Here is a 17,745-nt window from a genome sequence, read left to right on the forward strand (position 1 = left end):
TCAGCACTCGGCGGCGAGTCAGGCGCCGGCGGCGAGCTCGCGCGCGCGGGCGAGCGCGGCATCGGTCGCCTCGGCGAACAGGGCGTCGAGGTGCGCGCCCTGCAGCACGGCCACGGCGCGCTCGGTGGTGCCCTTCGGGCTGGTGACGCGCCGGCGCAGCTCGGCCGCCTCCTCGCCCGACGCGTCGAGCAGGGCGGAGGCGCCGATGAAGGTCTGCTCCGCCATGAGGCGCGCCTGCTCGGGAGTGAATCCCTTGCCCACGGCGGCGCTCGCGAGCGCCTCCACGAGCAGGAAGACGTAGGCGGGCCCCGAGCCGGAGATCGTCGACAGTGGGTCGATCTGCTCCTCCGGAACCTGCAGCACCGCGCCCACCGTCTCGAACAGCCGGGTGACCATCGCGACGTCGTCGGCATCCGCGCCCGCGCCGGCGGCGAGACCCGTGACGGCCTTGCCGACGACGGCCGGGGTGTTGGGCATCGACCGCAGCACCCGTGCGCCCTCGCCGAGCACCGACTCGAAGGTCGCGATCGTCACGCCCGCGGCCAGGCTCACCACCACGGCGCCGGGGCGGAGCGCCGGGCGGATCTCGGACAGCAGGTCGGGCACCATGGCCGGCTTCACGCCCACCAGGATGATGCCGGCGGATCCCGCGGCATCCGTGTTCCCCGAAGGCTGCTCCTCGAGGGCGACGCTCGTCACCCCGGCCAGGCCCGCCAGCGCGTCGGCCTTGGCGCGCGTGCGGTTGGTGGCGGTGATGCCGCCGGTGGGCAGCCCGGACACCACCAGCCCCTGGAGGATGGCGCCGCCCATCGACCCCGCTCCCAGGACGGCGACGGCGGGCAGGGAACGGTCCTCGACGGTGGTCATCCCGTCATCCTAGAAGCCGTCGCGAGCCCGTGCCGGGACGCGCTCGCGGGTCCGTGAGCCGCACGGGCGTGCGGTCTATAGTCGGGAGGGCACGGAGCGGCGGCGCTCCGGAGGGCACAACGGGAGGCACCTCGCAATGACCCTGTTCGATGGCATCACGGCTCGGATCGTCGAGACGTCCCGGCTGGGCGTCGGCATCCTCGAGCGCGCGGGCGACGACTCCTCGACACCCGCCGAGCGCACGGTGGTGCTGGTGCACGGCAACGTCTCCTCCTCTCTCTTCTGGCAGGAGCTCATGCAGGACCTCCCGTCCGACATCCGGGTGATCGCGGTCGACCTCCGCGGCTTCGGCGCGACCGAGCACTCCCCCATCGATGCGACGCGGGGGCTGCGCGACTTCAGCGACGACCTCCACGCGACCCTCGAGGAGCTCGGGCTCGACGCCGTCCACCTCGTCGGCTGGTCGATGGGCGGCGGCGTGATCATGCAGTACGCCCTCGACCACCCCGTTCTCTCCCTCACCCTGCAGGCGCCCGTCTCGCCCTACGGCTTCGGCGGCACGCGTCGCGACGGCTCACGCCTCACCGACGACGACGCGGGCACGGGCGGCGGCGGTGCGAACCCCGACTTCGTGCAGCGGCTGAACGACCACGACACCACCGACGAGGCGCCGACGTCGCCGCGCAGCGTCTTCCGGGCCGCGTACGTCGCGGCCGGCTACACCAGCGAGCACGAGGATGTCTGGGTCGACTCGATGCTCACCACGTCCACGGCCGAGGGCAACTACCCCGGCGACGGCGTCCCGAGCGAGAACTGGCCGGGCTTCGCCGCCGGGACGATCGGCGTGCTCAACACGATGGCGCCGCGGTACCACGACGTGTCGGCGATCGTCGAGCTCGAACGCAAGCCCCCGATCCTCTGGATCCACGGCACCGATGACGCGATCGTCTCCGACGGGTCGTTCTTCGATCTCAACCACCTCGGCGCCCTCGGCGTGGTGCCAGAGTGGCCCGGCGACGAGATCGCGCCCGCCCAGCCGATGGTCTCCCAGACCCGCGACGTCCTCGGCGCCTACACCGACGCCGGCGGCGCCGTCACGGAGATCACGCTGGAGGGCGTCGGCCACGCCCCGCACCTGGAGCGTCCGGCGGAGTTCCGCCAGGCACTGCTCTCGGTGATCGGCTACCTCGGCACGCCGGTGGACCCGGCACCGCCGACCGAGGCGATCATCCTGCGCTCCGCAGACTGACCCGCCGACCGAGGCGATCATCCTGCGCTCCGCAGACTGACCCGCCGACCGAGGCGATCATCCTGCGCTCCGCAGACTGACCCGTCAACCGCGGGATCCGCGGACCCCGCGCGTCAATAGACTGCGGGCATGAGTGCATCCGGCGGCAACAAGGCGATCATCGCGGCCTTCTCGGCGAACATGGGCATCGCCCTGGCGAAATTCATCGCGTGGTTCGTATCGGGCTCCGCCTCGATGCTCGCCGAGGCGATCCACTCCGTCGCCGACTCCGGCAACCAGCTCCTCCTGCTGCTGGGCGGCCGCAAGGCCCGCAAGGCGGCCGACCGCGAGCATCCGTTCGGTCACGGGCGCGAGCGCTACGTCTACGCGTTCGTGGTGGCGATCATCCTCTTCTCGGTCGGCGGTCTCTTCTCCATCTACGAGGGCGTCGACAAGGTCACGCACCCGCACGAGCTGGAGAACGCCTGGCTGCCCATCACGGTGCTCGTCATCGCGATCGGGCTGGAGAGCTTCTCGCTGCGCACCGCGGTCAAGGAGAGCAATCACATCCGCGAGAAGGGCCAGTCGTGGGTGTCGTTCGTGCGGCGCGCCAAGGCTCCCGAACTTCCGGTCGTGCTCCTGGAGGACGTCGCCGCCCTCACCGGCCTCGTCTTCGCCCTCCTCGGCGTCGGCCTGACGGTGCTGACCGGCAACCCGCTCTGGGACGCGGTCGGCACGCTCGCCATCGGCACGCTGCTGATCCTCGTCGCGATCATCCTGGGCATCGAGACCAAGAGCCTCCTCGTCGGCGAGGGTGCCACCCCCGGCGACTTCGACCGCATCGTCGCCGCGATCGAGGCGGGCCCGGAGGTGGAGACGCTCATCCACATCAAGACCCTCTACCTCGGACCCGATGAGCTGCTGGTGGCGGCGAAGATCGCCCTCCCCGCCGATCGGACCCTCGCCCAGGCTTCGGCCGACATCGACGCCGTCGAGGGTCGCATCCGCGCCGGCGTGCCGATCGCGCGCGTCATCTACCTCGAACCGGATGTGTACCGACCGGATGCCCCGGCACCAGCGGCCCCCGGGTCGCCGGCACGGACGACGGCCTCCTGACGCCATGGAGTACTGCACCTTCACCGAGCCCCAGCAGGGCTTCACCTACGGCGACCAGCTCGCCTTCGCCCAGGCGACCGAGCGGGTCGGCTTCGACGGCTTCTTCCGCTCGGACCACTACATGCGGATGGGTCCCGGCGACCCGCTCCCCGGTCCGACAGACGCGTGGACGACGCTCGCAGGGCTGGCACGCGAGACCTCGCGGATCCGCCTCGGGACGCTCGTCTCCTCGGCCACCCACCGGCTCCCCGCCCTGCTCGCGATCCAGGTCGCCCAGGTCGACGAGATGTCCGGCGGACGCGTCGAGCTGGGCCTCGGCACCGGCTGGTTCGCCGAGGAGCACCGCGCCTACGGCATCCCGTTCCCTGAGCGGCGCTTCGGACCGTTCGAGGAGCAGCTGCAGATCGTCACGGGCCTGTGGTCCACGCCGATCGGCGAGACCTTCGACTTCGCCGGCGAGCACTACACGCTCGCGGGTGCCCCCGCGCTGCCGAAGCCGGTGCAGGAGCGCGTGCCGATCATCATCGGCGGCGCCGGCCCGAAGCGCACGCCGGAGCTGGCCGCGCGCTTCGCGACCGAGTTCAACATCGGCTTCCAGCCGGAGGAGAAGATCGCCGACCGCTTCGCCAACGTCCGGGCGGCGTGCGAGCGCGCCGGACGCGACCCCGGGACGCTGAAGCTGTCCGTCGCGCTGCCGACGCTGGCCGGCGCCGACGAGGGCGACCTCCGCCGCCGCGCGGAGGCGATCGGCAAGAACCCCGACGAGGTGCGCAACGGCGTCGACATCGTGGGCGGCCCCGAGGAGATCGCCGAGAAGGTGCAGCGCCTGGTCGACCTCGGCGCCGACCGCGTCTACTTCCAGCTCATGGACATGCGCGACGTCGGGCAGGTGGAGTTCCTCGGCACCGAGGTGCTTCCGCTCCTCCCCCGCTGACGACGGGCCCGGGTTCAGCGCCGCGCGAGGAAGAAGTCGCGCAGCAGGGCCTCCGACTCCGGCGCGCACACTCCGCCGACGACCTCCGCGCGCGTCGGCAGACGCCGGTCGCGCACCACGTCGTAGAGTGAGCCGGCCGCGCCGGCCTTGTCGTCCCAGGCCCCCAGCACGAGGCGTGAGATGCGCGCCTGCAGAAGGGCGCCGGCGCACATGAGGCACGGCTCGAGCGTGACGACGAGGGTGCTCCCCGCGAGGTTCCAGGAGCCGAGGGATGCCGCGGCCTCCCGCAGCGCGACGACCTCCGCGTGCGCGGTCGGATCATGGGTGGCTTCGCGCAGGTTGCGGCCCTCCCCGATGACGGTGCCCGCAGCATCCGTCACCACCGCCCCCACGGGGATGTCGCCCTCCGCACCGGCAACCGCGGCCAGCTGCAGCGCGCGCCGCATCGCGGTCAGGTCGTCGGCGGCGGTGGGCAGGCTCACGTCCTCACGGTACTGCGCACCCGCGCCCGGGGCGATCGGGGCGGCACCCGATAGCCTGGGGTCATGCGCGTCCACGTGGCCGACCACCCTCTCATCACTCACAAGCTCACGGTGATGCGCGATCAGCGCACGCCGTCGCCGGTGTTCCGCCAGCTGACCGAGGAGCTCGTCACGCTGCTCGCGTACGAGGCGACCCGGAACGTGCGCGTGACGCCGGTCGAGATCCAGACTCCGGTCACCTCGACCATCGGCGTGCGCATCGGCGATCCGCGCCCGCTCGTGGTGCCGATCCTGCGCGCGGGCCTCGGCATGCTCGACGGCATGGTCAAGCTGCTGCCGAGCGCCGAGGTCGGCTTCCTCGGCATGGCGCGCAACGAGGAGACCCTCGAGCCGACGACCTACGCGGAGCGCCTGCCCGAAGACCTCAGCGACCGGGAGTGCTTCGTGCTCGACCCGATGCTCGCCACGGGCGGCTCGCTCGGCGCGGCGATGGACTTCCTCTTCCGCCGGGGTGCCAAGGACGTGACGGCGATCTGCCTGCTCGCGGCTCCCGAGGGCGTGGCCGCCATCGAGAAGCAGGTCGAGGGTCGCGACGTCACGCTCGTCCTCGGCGCGCTCGATGAGCGGCTCAACGAGAAGGGCTACATCGTGCCCGGACTCGGCGACGCCGGCGATCGCCTCTACGGCACGGTCTGACCTCGTCCGCCCGTCGACCCCTCAGGGCGGCGGCACGTCGTGCTGCCCGGCGATCGGCGCTCTGCGCAGCGGAGACGTCGCCGGAAAGACAGGGGGCCGCGGCATCCACCCCTCGCCGAGTGGATGCCGCGACCTGCGCTGTGAGGCGCGACGCCAGGTTATGTCGGCTCGAGAACATTCTCCGAAGGGGTTGACAGCACCGGGACGGATCTCTACGCCGGAGGTCAGTCGTCGGGGTCGATGAGCGGGTCGATCGGCTGACGGCGCCCGGTCTCCTGCTCCCAGAATTCGAGCTGCTGCGTGAGGGCCTTGGCGAGCTCGAAGACCTGCTCGGGAGGGATGCGGATGCGGCTGACGACGCGCGCCGGCACGACCGTGCGCGCCTCGCCCGTCTGCGCATCGAGCTGCTCACGGGGCGGCTGGGCGAGCGCGACGAAATCCATCACGAAGACGGTGGGCGTGTGCCAGACGTTGGCGAAGTCTGCGTAGGCCCCGCCGATGAGATCGGGGGGCAGGTCGATCTCGAACTGCCGCTGGGCGTCATCGGCCATGGGGCTCCAATCGTCCGCGCAAGTCTACGTCGGCGCTGACGCCGCCCTCCGGGCGCCTGTGGACAGATCAGGCCGCCGGCGCCTCCACGAGGGTGGCGAAGCCGCTGAGGCGGGCGACGCCCTCCGGCGTGCGCGGGAGGTCGTCGAGGAGACCCGGGGAGTAGACGACGTACGCCGCCTGCATCGCCCGCGACAGCGCGACGTTGATGCGGTTGCGCAGGAGCAGGAACTCCAGCCCGCGCGGCGCATCGCGACCGGATGACGCGGCGAGCGAGACGATCGCGACCACGGCCTCCCGCCCCTGGAACTTGTCGACGGTGCCGACCTGCACGTCGCCGAAGCCGGCGGCCGTCAAAGCCGCCTCGACCTCGACCTGCTGGGCGTTGTAGGGCGTGACCACGATGACGTCGGACGGGCGGAGCGGGCGCGGCGACAGGAGGGTCGCGGCATCCCCCACTCCCCCGTCGCTGCCCGTCCACGAGCGTCCGACGAGGTCGGTGACGAGCCGGACGACCTCGGCGGCCTCCTCGGGCGATGAGGTGGCGTTGCCGCGGTGCGCGATGGGCCGGACGTGGACGCCGGCGCGCACGCCCTCCAGCGTGCGGAGGGCCGTCGACGGATGGGCGGCGAGGCGCCCCTCGTACGACAGGTGGGAGACCGGCTCGGCCACCGCAGGGTGCATGCGCCGGGTGCGCGCGAGGAAGTAGCCGTACTCCGCGGGCAGCACCTCGGCGCCGTCCATGATCCATCCCAGCGCCGATGTGTCGACCGGCTCCGGATGGGTCCCCTGGCTGACCTGCGGAAGCTGCTGCGGGTCGCCGAGCAGCAGCAGTCGTCGTGCGGCGAGCGAGACGGCGATGGTGGAGGCGAGGGAGAACTGTCCGGCCTCGTCGATGACGAGGAGGTCCAGGCTGCCCCGCGGGATGCGGCCCTGGTGGCTGAAGTCCCACGCGGTGCCGCCGACGACGAAGCCGTCGGTCTGGTGCTCGGCCGTGAAGGCGGCGACGCCGTTCTTCGGGATGATCGTGAAGCGGTGCGGCAGGGAGGGATCCTTGGGCGCCTTGCCCACCTGCACGGGCGGGACGCCCGCCTCGATGACACGGTCGAGCAAGTGCTCGACCGTGGCGTGCCCCTGGGCCACGACGCCGACCTTGAAGCCCCGCTCCTGCACGAGACGGGCGATCACGTGGGAGCCGACGTACGTCTTGCCGGTGCCGGGAGGCCCCTGCACGGCGAGGTAGCTGTGATCGAGATCGGCCACGCTGCGCGCGATCGCCGATGCCTCGTCGGAGGGATCCGCCGGAGCGAGGGCGCCCGACAGAGTGCGCGGCGGCAGGCGGCGCAGCAGATCGGTGGCGGGATCCCGCGGCAGCGGCTGCGACGGCTCCGGCGGGAGCAGCGCGGCGCCGTCGTCGCGGGCGCCGGCGGACCGCGTCTCGAGGACGGTCTGCGCCCACGCCTCGATGGCCGACTGCTGGTTGCCCGCCCGGGGCGGCGCCGCCGGCGTCAGCGCGAGGGGCAGCTCCTGCCAGGTGAACCCCTCGACGGAGAGCTCCTCGATGATCGCCCCGTCGTCGAGCACCTCGACCACGCGCACCCACTTCGCGGTGTGGATCCACCGCGGGCGGGTCTCCGACGGGAAGGGGGCCGGCAGCTCGTAGAGCGCGAACGGCTCGACGCCTTCGCTCAGCCGCGTGCCGGGCGACAGCTCGCCCCGCAGCTCGACACGACGCCGCTCCCGGCCGCTGCCCTCCGGCAGGTGCCAGTCCTCGATGACCCGGGAGCGGGCCGGATCGACCACCACGACGTCGCGGTTGTCCTCCCAGATGGAGATCGGCTCGCGCAGGCGGAGGAAATGCGTCGCCCAGAAGGACTTCGCCTCGCGGGGGTAGTAGTCGATCGCCGCGGCGCCGAGGCGCAGCGCGGTCGCATCGGAGGCGCTCGTGCTCTTCGCCTCGTCGACCTCGTCCGCGTAGGCGCGGAGCTGTACGGCGAGCGGGGAGTCCTGGTAGCCACCCTCTTCCGGCTCGCGCTCGGCGGACGGGCGGAGGCCCGCCTCCCGGGCGCGATCGACGAGCCAATCGCGCAGCCGCCGGGTGGAGACGCAGTCGTAGCGGTTGTAGTCGGCCAGGTCGTCGAGGATCTCCTGAGCCGCCGCGGCATCCCCCGCGTCGGCGTGCTCGCGCGCCTCGACGTAGCGGACGATCGAGTCGTCGCCCTTCTGCACATCGGAGGTGCGGACCTCGGCGCCCATGTAGAGGGGCTCGAGCTTCTTGATCGAGTACGACCGCGATCCCACGCGCAGCGCGCGCCGCACGATCGGGTACAGGTCGACGAAGACACCGTCGCGCAGCAGCTGGTCGACGTCGGCTTCGCGCACGCCGTACTTCGCCGCCATGGCCAGCAGGTGCGTCGGCTCGTAGGGGGCGTAGTGGTAGATGTGCATGCCCGGGCTCTTCTCGCGGCGACGGGCGACCATGTCGAGGAAGCGCTCGAGAGCGGCGCGCTCCTCGTCGAAGTCGTGCGCCCACAGCGCGCCGTAGCGCTCGGCCATGTCGACCCAGCCGAAGAGGTAGTCGATGCCCCAGGAGCTCGCATCGCCCTCGGTGTAGAGCGGGTCTCCCTCGAAGTCGAAGAAGAGGTCGCCGTGATCGGGCCTCGGGAGCGCGGCCAGGGCGCGCGGCTCCACCACCTCGAACGTCGGGACGACGGGGATGCCGGGGTCGTCCGAGACGGCGGGCACACCCGCGGGGCTGTCGAGCTGTAGGCGCGCCTGGGTGCGCAGCGACGCGAACGTGTCGGCGCCGACTCCGGCGGGCTGCGCCTCCGCGGCGGCCAGATCGTCGATGGTGCGGATGCCGGCCGTCTGCAGCCGCACGCGCTGCACCGGTCGCATGCCCGCCACGAGGAGCAGGTCGCGATGGGAGATGACCTCGACCTCGCACGTGGCGCACCGGCCGCAGGCGATGACGTCGAGGTCGCCGCGCGGATCGCCCCACGCGATCGCCTCGCCGGCCGCGCCCGAGGGCACGGCACGGTCGGCGATGAGCGCCTTGAGGCGCGCGCGGCGCAGCCGGTACACGGGCATGATGTCGTCCACCCGGTGCTCGCTGACGGTGCCGTCGCCGAGCAGCAGCTGCACCCGGTCGGCGCGGGCGATGCCGAGACGGTCGAGCTGGTCGGCGTATGCCGCCAGCTGCATCAGCGCCGTCACGCGCGCGCGCCGCGCGAGCTTCGTGTCCTGCACCACCCAGCGGGTGCCGTCGCCGTCGACTCGCGGCGTCGGGGCTGCCGTGTCGGCGCCCGGCTCGGGCGCCGACCTCTCACGCACGAGGAAGTCGGCGAAGCCGACGAACTCGTCGGTGGAGAACGCCGCCTGGAACACCACCTCGACGGACGGGTCGGCGAGCGCCGCGCGGGTGCGATCGTCGGCATCGGCGAGCGCCGCGGCATCCGAAGCCTGCGCGGCCGGGATCTCGGCCACCGCGTCGCCGAAGACCTCGCGGTAGTGCTCGAGCATGCGCAGCTCGTGCGCCGTGCCGAGGAGTCCCGCGCGCTTCAGCGTCGCATCCTCCGGCTCGACGACGGCCTCCACGCGGCCCAGGCGGGCGTCGATGCGGCGGAGCCACGCGAACTCGCACTCGGCTGCCGCCTTGAGATCGCTGGCGCTCCAGACGATTCGGCCCTCGTCTTCGATGTAGCGCATGTCTCCCCTTCCCGAACGACCCTAGCCGCGGCATCCGACACCCTCGTCCGCGAAGGCGGCCGATGCCAGACTGGGGACATGAGCCTCCCCTTCGAGAGCGTCTACCGGCACGGGTTCGCCCGCGTCGCGGCCTGCACCATCCCGCTCACGATCGCCGACCCTGCCGCCAACGGGCGCTCCGTGCTGGAGACCGCGCGGGAGCTGGACGCCGACGGCGTCGCGGTGGCCGTCTTCCCCGAGCTCTGCCTCTCGGGCTACTCGATCGAGGACCTCGTCCTGCAGGACGTGCTGCTCGATGCGGTCGCTCAGGCCGTCGAGGAGCTGGTCGCGGCATCCGAGTCGCTCCTCCCCGTCCTCGTCGTCGGGGCGCCGCTCGTGCACCGGAACCGCGTCTACAACTGCGCGGTGGTGATACACCGCGGGGAGCTGCTCGGGGTGGCGCCGAAGTCGTTCCTCCCGACGTACCGCGAGTTCTACGAGCGCCGCTGGTTCGCCGCGGGCGACGATCAGCGCGGGCAGGACATCCGAGTGGGCTCGCTGTACGCGCCGTTCGGCCCCGACCTGCTGTTCGAGGCGCTGGACGTGCCCGGACTCGTGGTGCACGCCGAGGTGTGCGAGGACATGTGGGTGCCGATCCCGCCGTCGTCGCAGGCGGCGCTGTCCGGCGCGACGGTGCTGCTCAACCTGTCGGGCAGCCCCATCACGATCGCCCGCGCGGAGGACCGCACGGACCTCGTGCAGTCGCAGTCGCTGCGCTGCCTGGCCGCGTACGCCTACGCCGCGGCGGGAATGGGCGAGTCGACGAACGACGTCTCCTGGGACGGTCAGACCATGATCTACGAGGGCGGCAACCTCCTCGTCGAGACCGAGCGCTTCCCCGACGGTCCGCGTCGCTCGGTGGCCGACGTCGACCTCGACCGGCTGCGTCAGGACCGCCTCCGGCAGGGGACGTTCGACGACAACCGGCGGGCGACGGGGGCGGATGCCGCGTTCCGCACCGTCCACTTCCGTCTCGATCCGCCCGCCCGCGACATCGGCCTGAAGCGCTCGCTCGACCGGTTCCCCTTCGTGCCGGATGACCCGGCGCGCCTGGCGCAGGACTGCTACGAGGCGTTCAACATCCAGGTCTCGGGGCTCGTGCAGCGGCTCCGCGCGATCGGCGGCCCGAAGCCGGTGATCGGCGTGAGCGGAGGACTCGACTCCACCCACGCGCTGCTCGTGGTCGCGAGGGCGATGGATGCGATGGGCCGGCCCCGCAGCGACATCCTCGCCTACACGATGCCCGGCTTCGCGACATCCGATCGCACGAAGAACAACGCGATCGCCCTCGCGGAGGCGGTCGGCGCGTCGATCGAGACCATCGACATCCGGGATGCCGCGAACGAGATGTTCGCGAAGATCCGGCACCCCTTCGCGCTGGGCGAGCCCGTCCACGACGTGACGTTCGAGAATGTGCAGGCCGGTCTGCGCACCGACTTCCTCTTCCGGCTCGCGAACAAGAATGACGGCCTCGTGATCGGCACGGGCGACCTGTCGGAGCTCGCCCTCGGCTGGATGACCTACGGCGTGGGCGACCAGATGAGCCACTACGCGGTGAACTCGGGGATCCCCAAGACGCTCGTCCAGCATGTGATCCGCTGGGTGATCTCCGACGGGCAGCTGGCCGACGGCACCGCGGAGGTGCTGCAGGCCGTGCTCGACACGGAGATCAGCCCGGAGCTGGTGCCCGCCGGGCAGGACGGACGCCTGCAGTCCACCGAGGACCGCGTCGGGCCCTACGCCCTGCACGACTTCACGCTCTGGCACGTGCTGCGCTTCGGCTTCCGTCCGTCGAAGATCGCATTCCTCGCCGCGCACGCGTGGCGCGACGCGGGCGCCGGCGCATGGCCGCCCGGATTCCCCGAGGAGGACCGCTTCGCCTACGACCTCGAGACGGTCGTGAGGTGGATGCAGGTGTTCCTCCGCCGCTTCTTCGCCTTCGCCCAGTTCAAGCGCTCGGCCATGCCCAACGGGCCGAAGGTCTCGCCGGCCGGATCGCTGTCGCCGCGCGGCGACTGGCGCGCCCCCTCCGACGGCAATGCGACGGCGTGGCTCGCGGAGCTGAAGGCAGCGCTGCCCGACCTCGTCGACTGACTCCCCGCGAGAACCCACCGGTGCGGCGGCGGTTGTCAAGCGCGAGACGCACGGGCGCGCGCGGGATACCGTCGACAAAAGGACGAGGAGACACCATGGACAGCGATCTCGAGCACGGCGCCGACGAGCAGGAGACGGGCATCACGCAGGCGGGTGTGACCGACTCCGACGGCGAGAGCAAGCCCGGCGGACTCGGCGAGGACGGCACGATCCCTCCCCACCCGGACGGTGTCGCCGCCGGACACACCGGTGAGGCATCGCATTTCGAGCCCGAAGAGGACGAGGCCGCCGACTCCTGAGTCGGCTCAGCGGGTGACCGCCGCGCCGACTCCTGAGTCGGCTCAGCGGGTGACCGCCGCCCGGTCCGCCTCGAACTCCCGCGACCGCCCGTCGGGCGTCGTCACCGTCACCGTCGCGACGCCGGTGCCGCCGGGGAACACCCGCAGCGTGAGGCCGTCGAGGTAGTCGTAGTCGGGGCGGTCCTCCCGGGCGCCCCACGGCAGGACCGCGCCCGGCCGCACGTACAGCGGCAGGTTGTGCACGTCGTGGTTCTCGCTACGCCATCCCCCGCCGGTGACGGTCTCGCCGGTGAGCAGGTGCGTCCACTCCCCCGCGGGCAGGTAGAACTCGACGTCGCCGCTCTCGGTGAAGACCGGGGCGACCAGGATGTCGGGCCCCAGCATGTACTGCCGGTCGAGGTAGGCGACGGCCGGGTCGCCGGGGAACTCCATCGCCATCGGCCGCATGAGCGGCGTTCCGGTGGTGGTCGCCGCGACGCCGAGACCGTAGAGGTACGGCATCAGGCGCAGCTTGAGGCGCGTGAACTCCCGGGTGACGTCCACGGCCTCGTCGTCGAAGATCCACGGCACACGGTACGACGTCGAGCCGTGGAAGCGGCTGTGGCTGGAGAGCAGGCCGAACGCGGTCCATCGCTTGAAGACGGCGGCATCCGGCATCCCCTCGAATCCGCCGATGTCGTGACTCCAGTGCGCGAAGCCGCTGAACGCGAGCGACAGCCCGCCCCGGAGCGTCTCGGCCATCGACACGAACGTCGAGGTGGAGTCGCCGCCCCAGTGCACGGGCATCTGCTGGCCGCCCGCCGTCGCCGACCGGGCGAAGAGCACGGCCTCGCCGTCGCCGCGCTCCTCCACGAGCACCTCGTGCACGGCCTTGTTGTACAGGTGCGTGTAGAGGTTGTGCATGCGGAGCGGATCGCTGCCGTCCGCCCACTCGACCTCCACCGGGATCCGCTCGCCGAAGTCGGTCTTGAAGCAGTCGACGCCCTGCGCGATGAGCCGGCGCAGGTGCCCCTGGTACCAGGCGGTCGCGTCGGGGTTCGTGAAATCGACGAGCCCCATGCCCGCCTGCCACAGGTCCCACTGCCACACCGTTCCGTCGGCGCGCTTCACCAGGAAGCCCTGGTCGGCGGCCTCGCGGAACAGCGGGGAGCGCTGGCCGATGTAAGGGTTGAGCCACACGCTCACGCGCAGGTCGCGGTCGTGCAGACGCTGCAGCATCCCCTCCGGATCGGGGAAGACCCGCGCGTCCCATTCGAAGTCGCACCAGTTGAACTCGCGCATCCAGAAGCAGTCGAAGTGGAACACCGACATCGGCAGCTCGCGCCGCGCCATCTCGTCGATGAACGACGTGACGGTCTCCTCGTCGTAGTCGGTGGTGAAGCTCGTCGAAAGCCACAGTCCGTACGACCACGCCGGCACCACCGGCGGGCGCCCGGTCAGGGCGGTGTAGCGGTCCAGCACGTGCTTCGGCGTCGGACCGGCGATGAGGAAGTACTCGAGCACCTCACCGGGCACCGAGAACTGCACGCGCTCGACGGCCTCCGATCCGACCTCGTACGAGACGTGCCCGGGGTCGTTGACGAGCACTCCGTAGCCGCGGCTGGACACGTGGAACGGAACGCTCTTGTAGGCCTGCTCGCTGGAGGTGCCGCCGTCGGCGTTCCACACCTCGACGGTCTGGCCGTTCTTCACCAGGGGTCCGAACCGCTCCCCCAGGCCGTAGACGAGCTCGCCGACGCCCAGGTCGAGCTGCTCGTGGACGAAGGTGCGCTCGACGGGAGCCGCACCGTGACCACGGGCGTTGCCCACGACGCCGTGGTCCACCTGCGCGTCGGCGGCGAGGCTGATGTAGCCCTGCGCCTTCGGCCCGCTGCCGGTGACGCGCACGCCGTCGACCTCGAAGTCGAGCGCCCAGGGCGCGCCCCGGCGGATGCGCGCCGTGAGCGGACCCGTGGTGAGGGTGCCGCCGTCGCCGTCGACGGACACGGAGCCCGCGCCGCCGGCCACGGCTCCTGGCAGGTCGAAGCCGTCATGCCGTGCGCCGCCCTCGTGGTGGGCGATGCGCACCCGCACGATGCCCTCGGCGGGCGAGGAGAGGGTGACGCCGAGCACGGGCCGGTTGAGCGTGTCGCCGCGGCGGACGATCTGCGCCGTCGGCGCGGTGATCACGATCCCGGAGCCGTCGGCCGCGGCATCCGTCTCCTCCACGTCGTAGGCCTCCTGGCCGTAGAGCGCCGTCACGCCGGGGCGCAGCTGCCAGAAACCATCGGTGAACTTCATTACTTGACTGCTCCTGCGGTGATGCCGCGCGTGAGGGTGCGCTGGAAGATGAGGAAGAAGAGGAGGGTGGGGATGAGGCCCAGCAGCGCGGAGGCGCTGGTGGTGGTGACGTCCATCAGGCGGTCGCCCTGGAGCACGCTGATCGCGACGGGCACGGTCTGGTTGGCGTTGGAGACGAGGAACGTCAGCGGGATGAGGAACTCGTTCCACGTCCAGATGAAGAAGAAGATCAGCAGCACCGAGAGGGTGGGCCGGCTGATCGGGAAGATGACCCGCCACAGGATCTGCCAGCGGCTCGCGCCGTCGATGGATGCCGCCTCCAGCACCTCCTTCGGGAAGGTGCCGTAGACCGACGCGAGCAGGTAGGTGCCGAACGCCGCCTGGATCACGGTGAAGATGATGATCACCGACCACACGTTGTTGTAGAGGCCCACCGCTTTGAACATGTAGTAGAGCGGGTACAGCAGAGCCTCCTGCGGCAGCAGGTTCGCCAGCAGGAACAGCAGCACGATCCAGCTGCGCCCGCGGATGCGGCCGATGCCGATCGCGAAGGCGTTCAGCACGGAGATCAGCACCGCGAGGATCGCGACCATGCCGGAGATGAAGAACGAGTTCCACACCTTGCCCGGGAAGTCGACGCGCTCCCAGAACGCGATGATGCCGTCGAGGTAGATGCCCGTCGGCAGTGCGAGCGGCCCGCCGTTGGAGTAGTCGGCCGGCGACTTGAACGAGTTGACGAGGATCAGGTAGAACGGCGCGACGATCAGCGCCGCAGCCGCCACGGCGAACGCCAGCAGCAGCCAGTCGACGCCCTTCTTCTTCGTCATGCCGCCGCGGGGGCGGGACGGACGGCCGGTGCGGGCGGTGGTCCGGGCGGCGCGCGGGCCGGAGACGGCGGGCAGGGTCGTGGTGGTGGTGGCCATTACAGACCCGCCCTTTCCTTGCGCTCCGCGGCGTTCTGCGCGCGGATGAAGACGACCGAGACGATCGCGATGACGATGGTCAGGGCGGTGGCGATGGTCGCGCCGTAGCCGACCTGCTGCGCCTGGAAGAACTCGCTGTACGCGTAGTACGCGGGCACGATGGTGGAGTCGCCGGGACCGCCGCGCGTCAGCACGTAGACGGGACCGAAGACCTTGAGCGCGGCGATCGTGCACGTCAGGGTGACGACGTAGATCTCGGGCTTGATGATGCTGACCGTGATCGCGCGGAAGCGCTGGATCCAGTTGGCGCCGTCGAGCTCCGCGGCCTCGTACAGCTCGGGGTCGACGCGCTGGAGCGCCGCCATGAACACCACGACCGGGTAGCCGATCTGGATCCAGACGAGCACGACCATGATGCTGGCGAGCGCCGTGTCGGGGCTGCCCAGCCAGTTGTGCGTGAGGGCGCCGAGACCGAGACCCTCGAGGATCTCGTTGAGCGCGCCGTCCTGCGGCCGGAGGATCCAGCCGATGACGATGCCGGCGATCGCGGCGGGGAGGATCTGAGGCAGGTAGTAGGTCGCGCGCAGGAAGCTGGCGAGCCGGCCGCCGAACTTGCGCCCGACGAGGTCGAACAGCAGGGCGGCGAGGATCAGGCCCACGAGCGTCGGCACGACCACCATCGCGACGATCATCCAGATGCTGTTGCCGAACGACGTCCAGAACTTCGCGTCGCCGGCCAGCTCGATCCAGTTGTCGAAGCCGATGAACTCGGGGGGACGGATGCCGCGCCACTCGGTGAAGGAGAGGTACACGTTCCAGCCGAGCGGGATCAGCACGACGATCGTCAGCAGCACGAGTCCGGGCACCAGGTAGAGCCAGTAGCCGGCTCCGCCGCGACGCCCGCGCTGCGGGATGAGCGGCTCATCGGGCGGCACGTCGGCCCGGCGCGCCTTGGGCGTGCGAGGCGGTCGCACGAAGGGGACAGCGGTCATGCCCTGCTCCTCAGGGTTCGAAGGGGTGGGATGCCGCGCCCGCGGTGGACGCGGCATCCCTGTTCAGACGGCTCTCGCCGCGAGGTGCGACTCAGCGGAAGTCGGACGTGTACGAGTCGTACTCGTCGCCGAGCGCCTTCTGCACGTCGGCCGGGCTCTTCGTGCCGTTCACGAGCTCCTGCAGCTGGGCGACGATGGTGTCGTAGAACGTGGGAGTGGGCCAGTCGGGGTAGAACGACAGCCCGTCCTTCTCGTTCACGGCGTTGAAGGCCTGGATCAGCTCGAGGCTCTTCGGGTCGGTGATGTCGGACTCCTCGGCAGCGACCGGCAGGCCGCCGTTGTTGCCGATGAGGGCCTGGATCTCCGGGCGCATCGTGATGTCGATGAACTCGTAGGCCAGCTCCTTGTTCTTGGCGTTCTCCGGCACGACCCACAGGTTGCCCGAGGAGCCGAGGCTCAGATCGGCGTCGGGGAACGGGAAGATGCCGAAGTCGAAGTCCGAGATCTCATCGACGAAGCGGCCGTACCACCAGCTGCCCGACACGAAGATCGGCGCGGTGCCGTTGATGAACGAGACGCCGGCGTCCTCCGCCTTGACGCCCGAGACGTCCGGGGAGATGTAGCCCTTGTCGACGTACTCCTTGACGGTGTCGGTCGCGTACGACACGGCCTCGCCCTGCCAGTCGACGGGGTTCTCGTACAGCTGGTAGTCGTTGACCCACTGGCGGTCGGCCTTGCTCAGCGCGAGCTGGTACCAGAGCTGCCCGAGGGGGTACTCCAGTCCCGCCTCGGCGAGGGGGGTGACGCCCTGTGCGACGAAGGCGTCCATCACGTCGACGAACTCGTCGTAGGTCGTGGGGATCTCCAGTCCCGCCGCGGCGAACATGTCCTTGTTGTAGTACACGGTGACGAACTCGCCGTAGTTCGGGATGCCGTACCAGGCGCCCGATCCCATGACGCCGTCTTCGCTGTACTTGGCGGTGGTCTGCAGCGCGGGGGCGAGCTTGTCGGCCCAGCCGTACTCGTCGACCGCGGAGCTGATGTCGGAGAGCAGGCCCTGGCTGGCGAGGAGGCCGGCCGTGGCGTTGCCCTTGTTGTACTCCATGATGTCGGGCGCCTCGTCGGAGTTGAGCACCTGGCTGGAGGTCGAACGGATCTGCTCGAAGCTCTTCTCCTCGAAGGTGACCGTGGCTCCGGTCTCCTCCTCGAAGGTCTTGATCGCCTGGTCCCAGGCGATGCCCATGGCGCTGTTGGCGCCCTCGAAGTGCCAGAGCGTCAGCGAGTCGCCGCTCTCGGCTTCCTGTCCGCTGCCGCCGGAGCAGCCGGCGAGCGCGAGCGCGCCGGCGGTGACGAGCGAGGCGGCTGTGAGCAGCCGCATGCGGGTCCGCGGGGTGATGTGGTGTGCCATCTTCGGCATTCCTTTCTCGGTGACCGTCGTCGGTCGAGGTGAGTGCGGGTGGTGCGGGTGGTGCGGTCGTGCGGGTCGTGCGGGTCTTCGTCGAAGCGCTTCGATGATGGGCGAACGGATGCTGCGGCTC

14 protein-coding genes are annotated in these 17,745 nt (G+C 70.9%); 6 read left to right on the plus strand and 8 right to left on the minus strand.

Translation table 11 applies throughout. The features are described 5' to 3' along the window. Nucleotides 1-18: 18 nt before the first annotated feature. Complete coding sequence (proC, locus tag CVS47_RS13005; protein WP_127096461.1) at nt 19-867, minus strand: pyrroline-5-carboxylate reductase; 849 nt, start codon at nt 865-867, stop codon at nt 19-21. A gap of 136 nt (nt 868-1,003) precedes the next feature. Here proC and CVS47_RS13010 point away from each other — a divergent pair, with 136 nt between their 5' ends. The 3 genes from CVS47_RS13010 (at nt 1,004) to CVS47_RS13020 (ending at nt 4,145) form a co-directional block, all read left to right on the plus strand. After that, nucleotides 1,004-2,116 (plus strand): alpha/beta fold hydrolase, encoded by a 1,113-nt coding sequence (locus tag CVS47_RS13010; RefSeq protein ID WP_127096462.1) that lies wholly within the window; start codon nt 1,004-1,006, stop codon nt 2,114-2,116. A 129-nt stretch (nt 2,117-2,245) separates the two neighbouring features. Next, nucleotides 2,246-3,211, plus strand: a complete 966-nt coding sequence (locus CVS47_RS13015; RefSeq protein WP_127096463.1) for a cation diffusion facilitator family transporter — start codon at nt 2,246-2,248, stop codon at nt 3,209-3,211. 4 nt (nt 3,212-3,215) lie between these two features. Then, a complete protein-coding gene (locus CVS47_RS13020; protein ID WP_127096464.1) occupies nt 3,216-4,145 on the plus strand; it encodes an LLM class F420-dependent oxidoreductase in 930 nt (309 codons plus the stop codon). A 14-nt stretch (nt 4,146-4,159) separates the two neighbouring features. Here the strand turns inward: CVS47_RS13020 and tadA are convergent, their stop codons facing one another. Beyond that, a complete protein-coding gene (gene tadA / locus CVS47_RS13025) occupies nt 4,160-4,627 on the minus strand; it encodes a tRNA adenosine(34) deaminase TadA (protein ID WP_277600939.1) in 468 nt (155 codons plus the stop codon). A gap of 63 nt (nt 4,628-4,690) precedes the next feature. On the opposite strand from tadA, the gene upp reads away from it, so the two are divergent. Beyond that, nucleotides 4,691-5,323, plus strand: a complete 633-nt coding sequence (gene upp, locus CVS47_RS13030) for a uracil phosphoribosyltransferase (protein WP_127096465.1) — start codon at nt 4,691-4,693, stop codon at nt 5,321-5,323. A gap of 224 nt (nt 5,324-5,547) precedes the next feature. Here upp and CVS47_RS13035 read toward each other — a convergent pair whose 3' ends face one another. Both CVS47_RS13035 and CVS47_RS13040 read right to left on the minus strand, forming a co-directional pair. Beyond that, a complete protein-coding gene (locus CVS47_RS13035) occupies nt 5,548-5,874 on the minus strand; it encodes a DUF3467 domain-containing protein (protein ID WP_127096466.1) in 327 nt (108 codons plus the stop codon). 67 nt (nt 5,875-5,941) lie between these two features. After that, a complete protein-coding gene (locus CVS47_RS13040) occupies nt 5,942-9,580 on the minus strand; it encodes a TM0106 family RecB-like putative nuclease (protein WP_127096467.1) in 3,639 nt (1,212 codons plus the stop codon). 78 nt (nt 9,581-9,658) lie between these two features. Here CVS47_RS13040 and CVS47_RS13045 point away from each other — a divergent pair, with 78 nt between their 5' ends. Continuing rightward, nucleotides 9,659-11,713, plus strand: coding sequence for an NAD(+) synthase (locus CVS47_RS13045; RefSeq protein WP_127096468.1), 2,055 nt, complete (start codon nt 9,659-9,661; stop codon nt 11,711-11,713). A gap of 95 nt (nt 11,714-11,808) precedes the next feature. Next, on the plus strand, nt 11,809-12,012 hold the full coding sequence (locus tag CVS47_RS13050) for a hypothetical protein (RefSeq protein ID WP_127096469.1): 204 nt from the start codon (nt 11,809-11,811) through the stop codon (nt 12,010-12,012). A gap of 42 nt (nt 12,013-12,054) precedes the next feature. On the opposite strand, the gene yicI is transcribed toward CVS47_RS13050, so the two are convergent. The 4 genes from yicI to CVS47_RS13075 all read right to left on the minus strand — a co-directional run bounded on the left by yicI (nt 12,055) and on the right by CVS47_RS13075 (nt 17,615). Further along, complete coding sequence (gene yicI / locus CVS47_RS13055; RefSeq protein WP_127096470.1) at nt 12,055-14,292, minus strand: alpha-xylosidase; 2,238 nt, start codon at nt 14,290-14,292, stop codon at nt 12,055-12,057. Continuing rightward, on the minus strand, nt 14,292-15,215 hold the full coding sequence (locus CVS47_RS13060; protein ID WP_206502632.1) for a carbohydrate ABC transporter permease: 924 nt from the start codon (nt 15,213-15,215) through the stop codon (nt 14,292-14,294). Before CVS47_RS13060 ends, yicI begins: the two co-directional genes overlap by 1 nt. After that, entirely contained in the window at nt 15,215-16,207 is a 993-nt protein-coding gene (locus CVS47_RS13070; protein ID WP_127096471.1) for a carbohydrate ABC transporter permease, read from the minus strand. Before CVS47_RS13070 ends, CVS47_RS13060 begins: the two co-directional genes overlap by 1 nt. Nucleotides 16,208-16,298: 91 nt before the next feature. Then, nucleotides 16,299-17,615 (minus strand): ABC transporter substrate-binding protein, encoded by a 1,317-nt coding sequence (locus CVS47_RS13075; RefSeq protein ID WP_127096472.1) that lies wholly within the window; start codon nt 17,613-17,615, stop codon nt 16,299-16,301. Between the last annotated feature and the right edge of the window lie 130 nt (nt 17,616-17,745).

This window comes from Microbacterium lemovicicum, from assembly GCF_003991875.1.
In the GTDB taxonomy this organism is placed as follows: domain Bacteria; phylum Actinomycetota; class Actinomycetes; order Actinomycetales; family Microbacteriaceae; genus Microbacterium; species Microbacterium lemovicicum.

Excerpts from the sequence above, each read along its gene's own strand:
- CVS47_RS13040 (WP_127096467.1), bottom strand. The coding sequence starts at position 9,580 with ATGCGCTACATCGAAGACGAGGGCCGAATCGTCTGGAGCGCCAGCGAT.
- CVS47_RS13060 (WP_206502632.1), bottom strand. The coding sequence starts at position 15,215 with ATGGCCACCACCACCACGACCCTGCCCGCCGTCTCCGGCCCGCGCGCC.
- proC (WP_127096461.1), bottom strand. The coding sequence starts at position 867 with ATGACCACCGTCGAGGACCGTTCCCTGCCCGCCGTCGCCGTCCTGGGA.
- CVS47_RS13035 (WP_127096466.1), bottom strand. The coding sequence starts at position 5,874 with ATGGCCGATGACGCCCAGCGGCAGTTCGAGATCGACCTGCCCCCCGAT.
- CVS47_RS13075 (WP_127096472.1), bottom strand. The coding sequence starts at position 17,615 with ATGGCACACCACATCACCCCGCGGACCCGCATGCGGCTGCTCACAGCC.
- CVS47_RS13045 (WP_127096468.1), top strand. The coding sequence starts at position 9,659 with ATGAGCCTCCCCTTCGAGAGCGTCTACCGGCACGGGTTCGCCCGCGTC.
- CVS47_RS13010 (WP_127096462.1), top strand. The coding sequence starts at position 1,004 with ATGACCCTGTTCGATGGCATCACGGCTCGGATCGTCGAGACGTCCCGG.
- CVS47_RS13015 (WP_127096463.1), top strand. The coding sequence starts at position 2,246 with ATGAGTGCATCCGGCGGCAACAAGGCGATCATCGCGGCCTTCTCGGCG.
- yicI (WP_127096470.1), bottom strand. The coding sequence starts at position 14,292 with ATGAAGTTCACCGATGGTTTCTGGCAGCTGCGCCCCGGCGTGACGGCG.
- CVS47_RS13050 (WP_127096469.1), top strand. The coding sequence starts at position 11,809 with ATGGACAGCGATCTCGAGCACGGCGCCGACGAGCAGGAGACGGGCATC.
- CVS47_RS13070 (WP_127096471.1), bottom strand. The coding sequence starts at position 16,207 with ATGACCGCTGTCCCCTTCGTGCGACCGCCTCGCACGCCCAAGGCGCGC.
- CVS47_RS13020 (WP_127096464.1), top strand. The coding sequence starts at position 3,216 with ATGGAGTACTGCACCTTCACCGAGCCCCAGCAGGGCTTCACCTACGGC.
- upp (WP_127096465.1), top strand. The coding sequence starts at position 4,691 with ATGCGCGTCCACGTGGCCGACCACCCTCTCATCACTCACAAGCTCACG.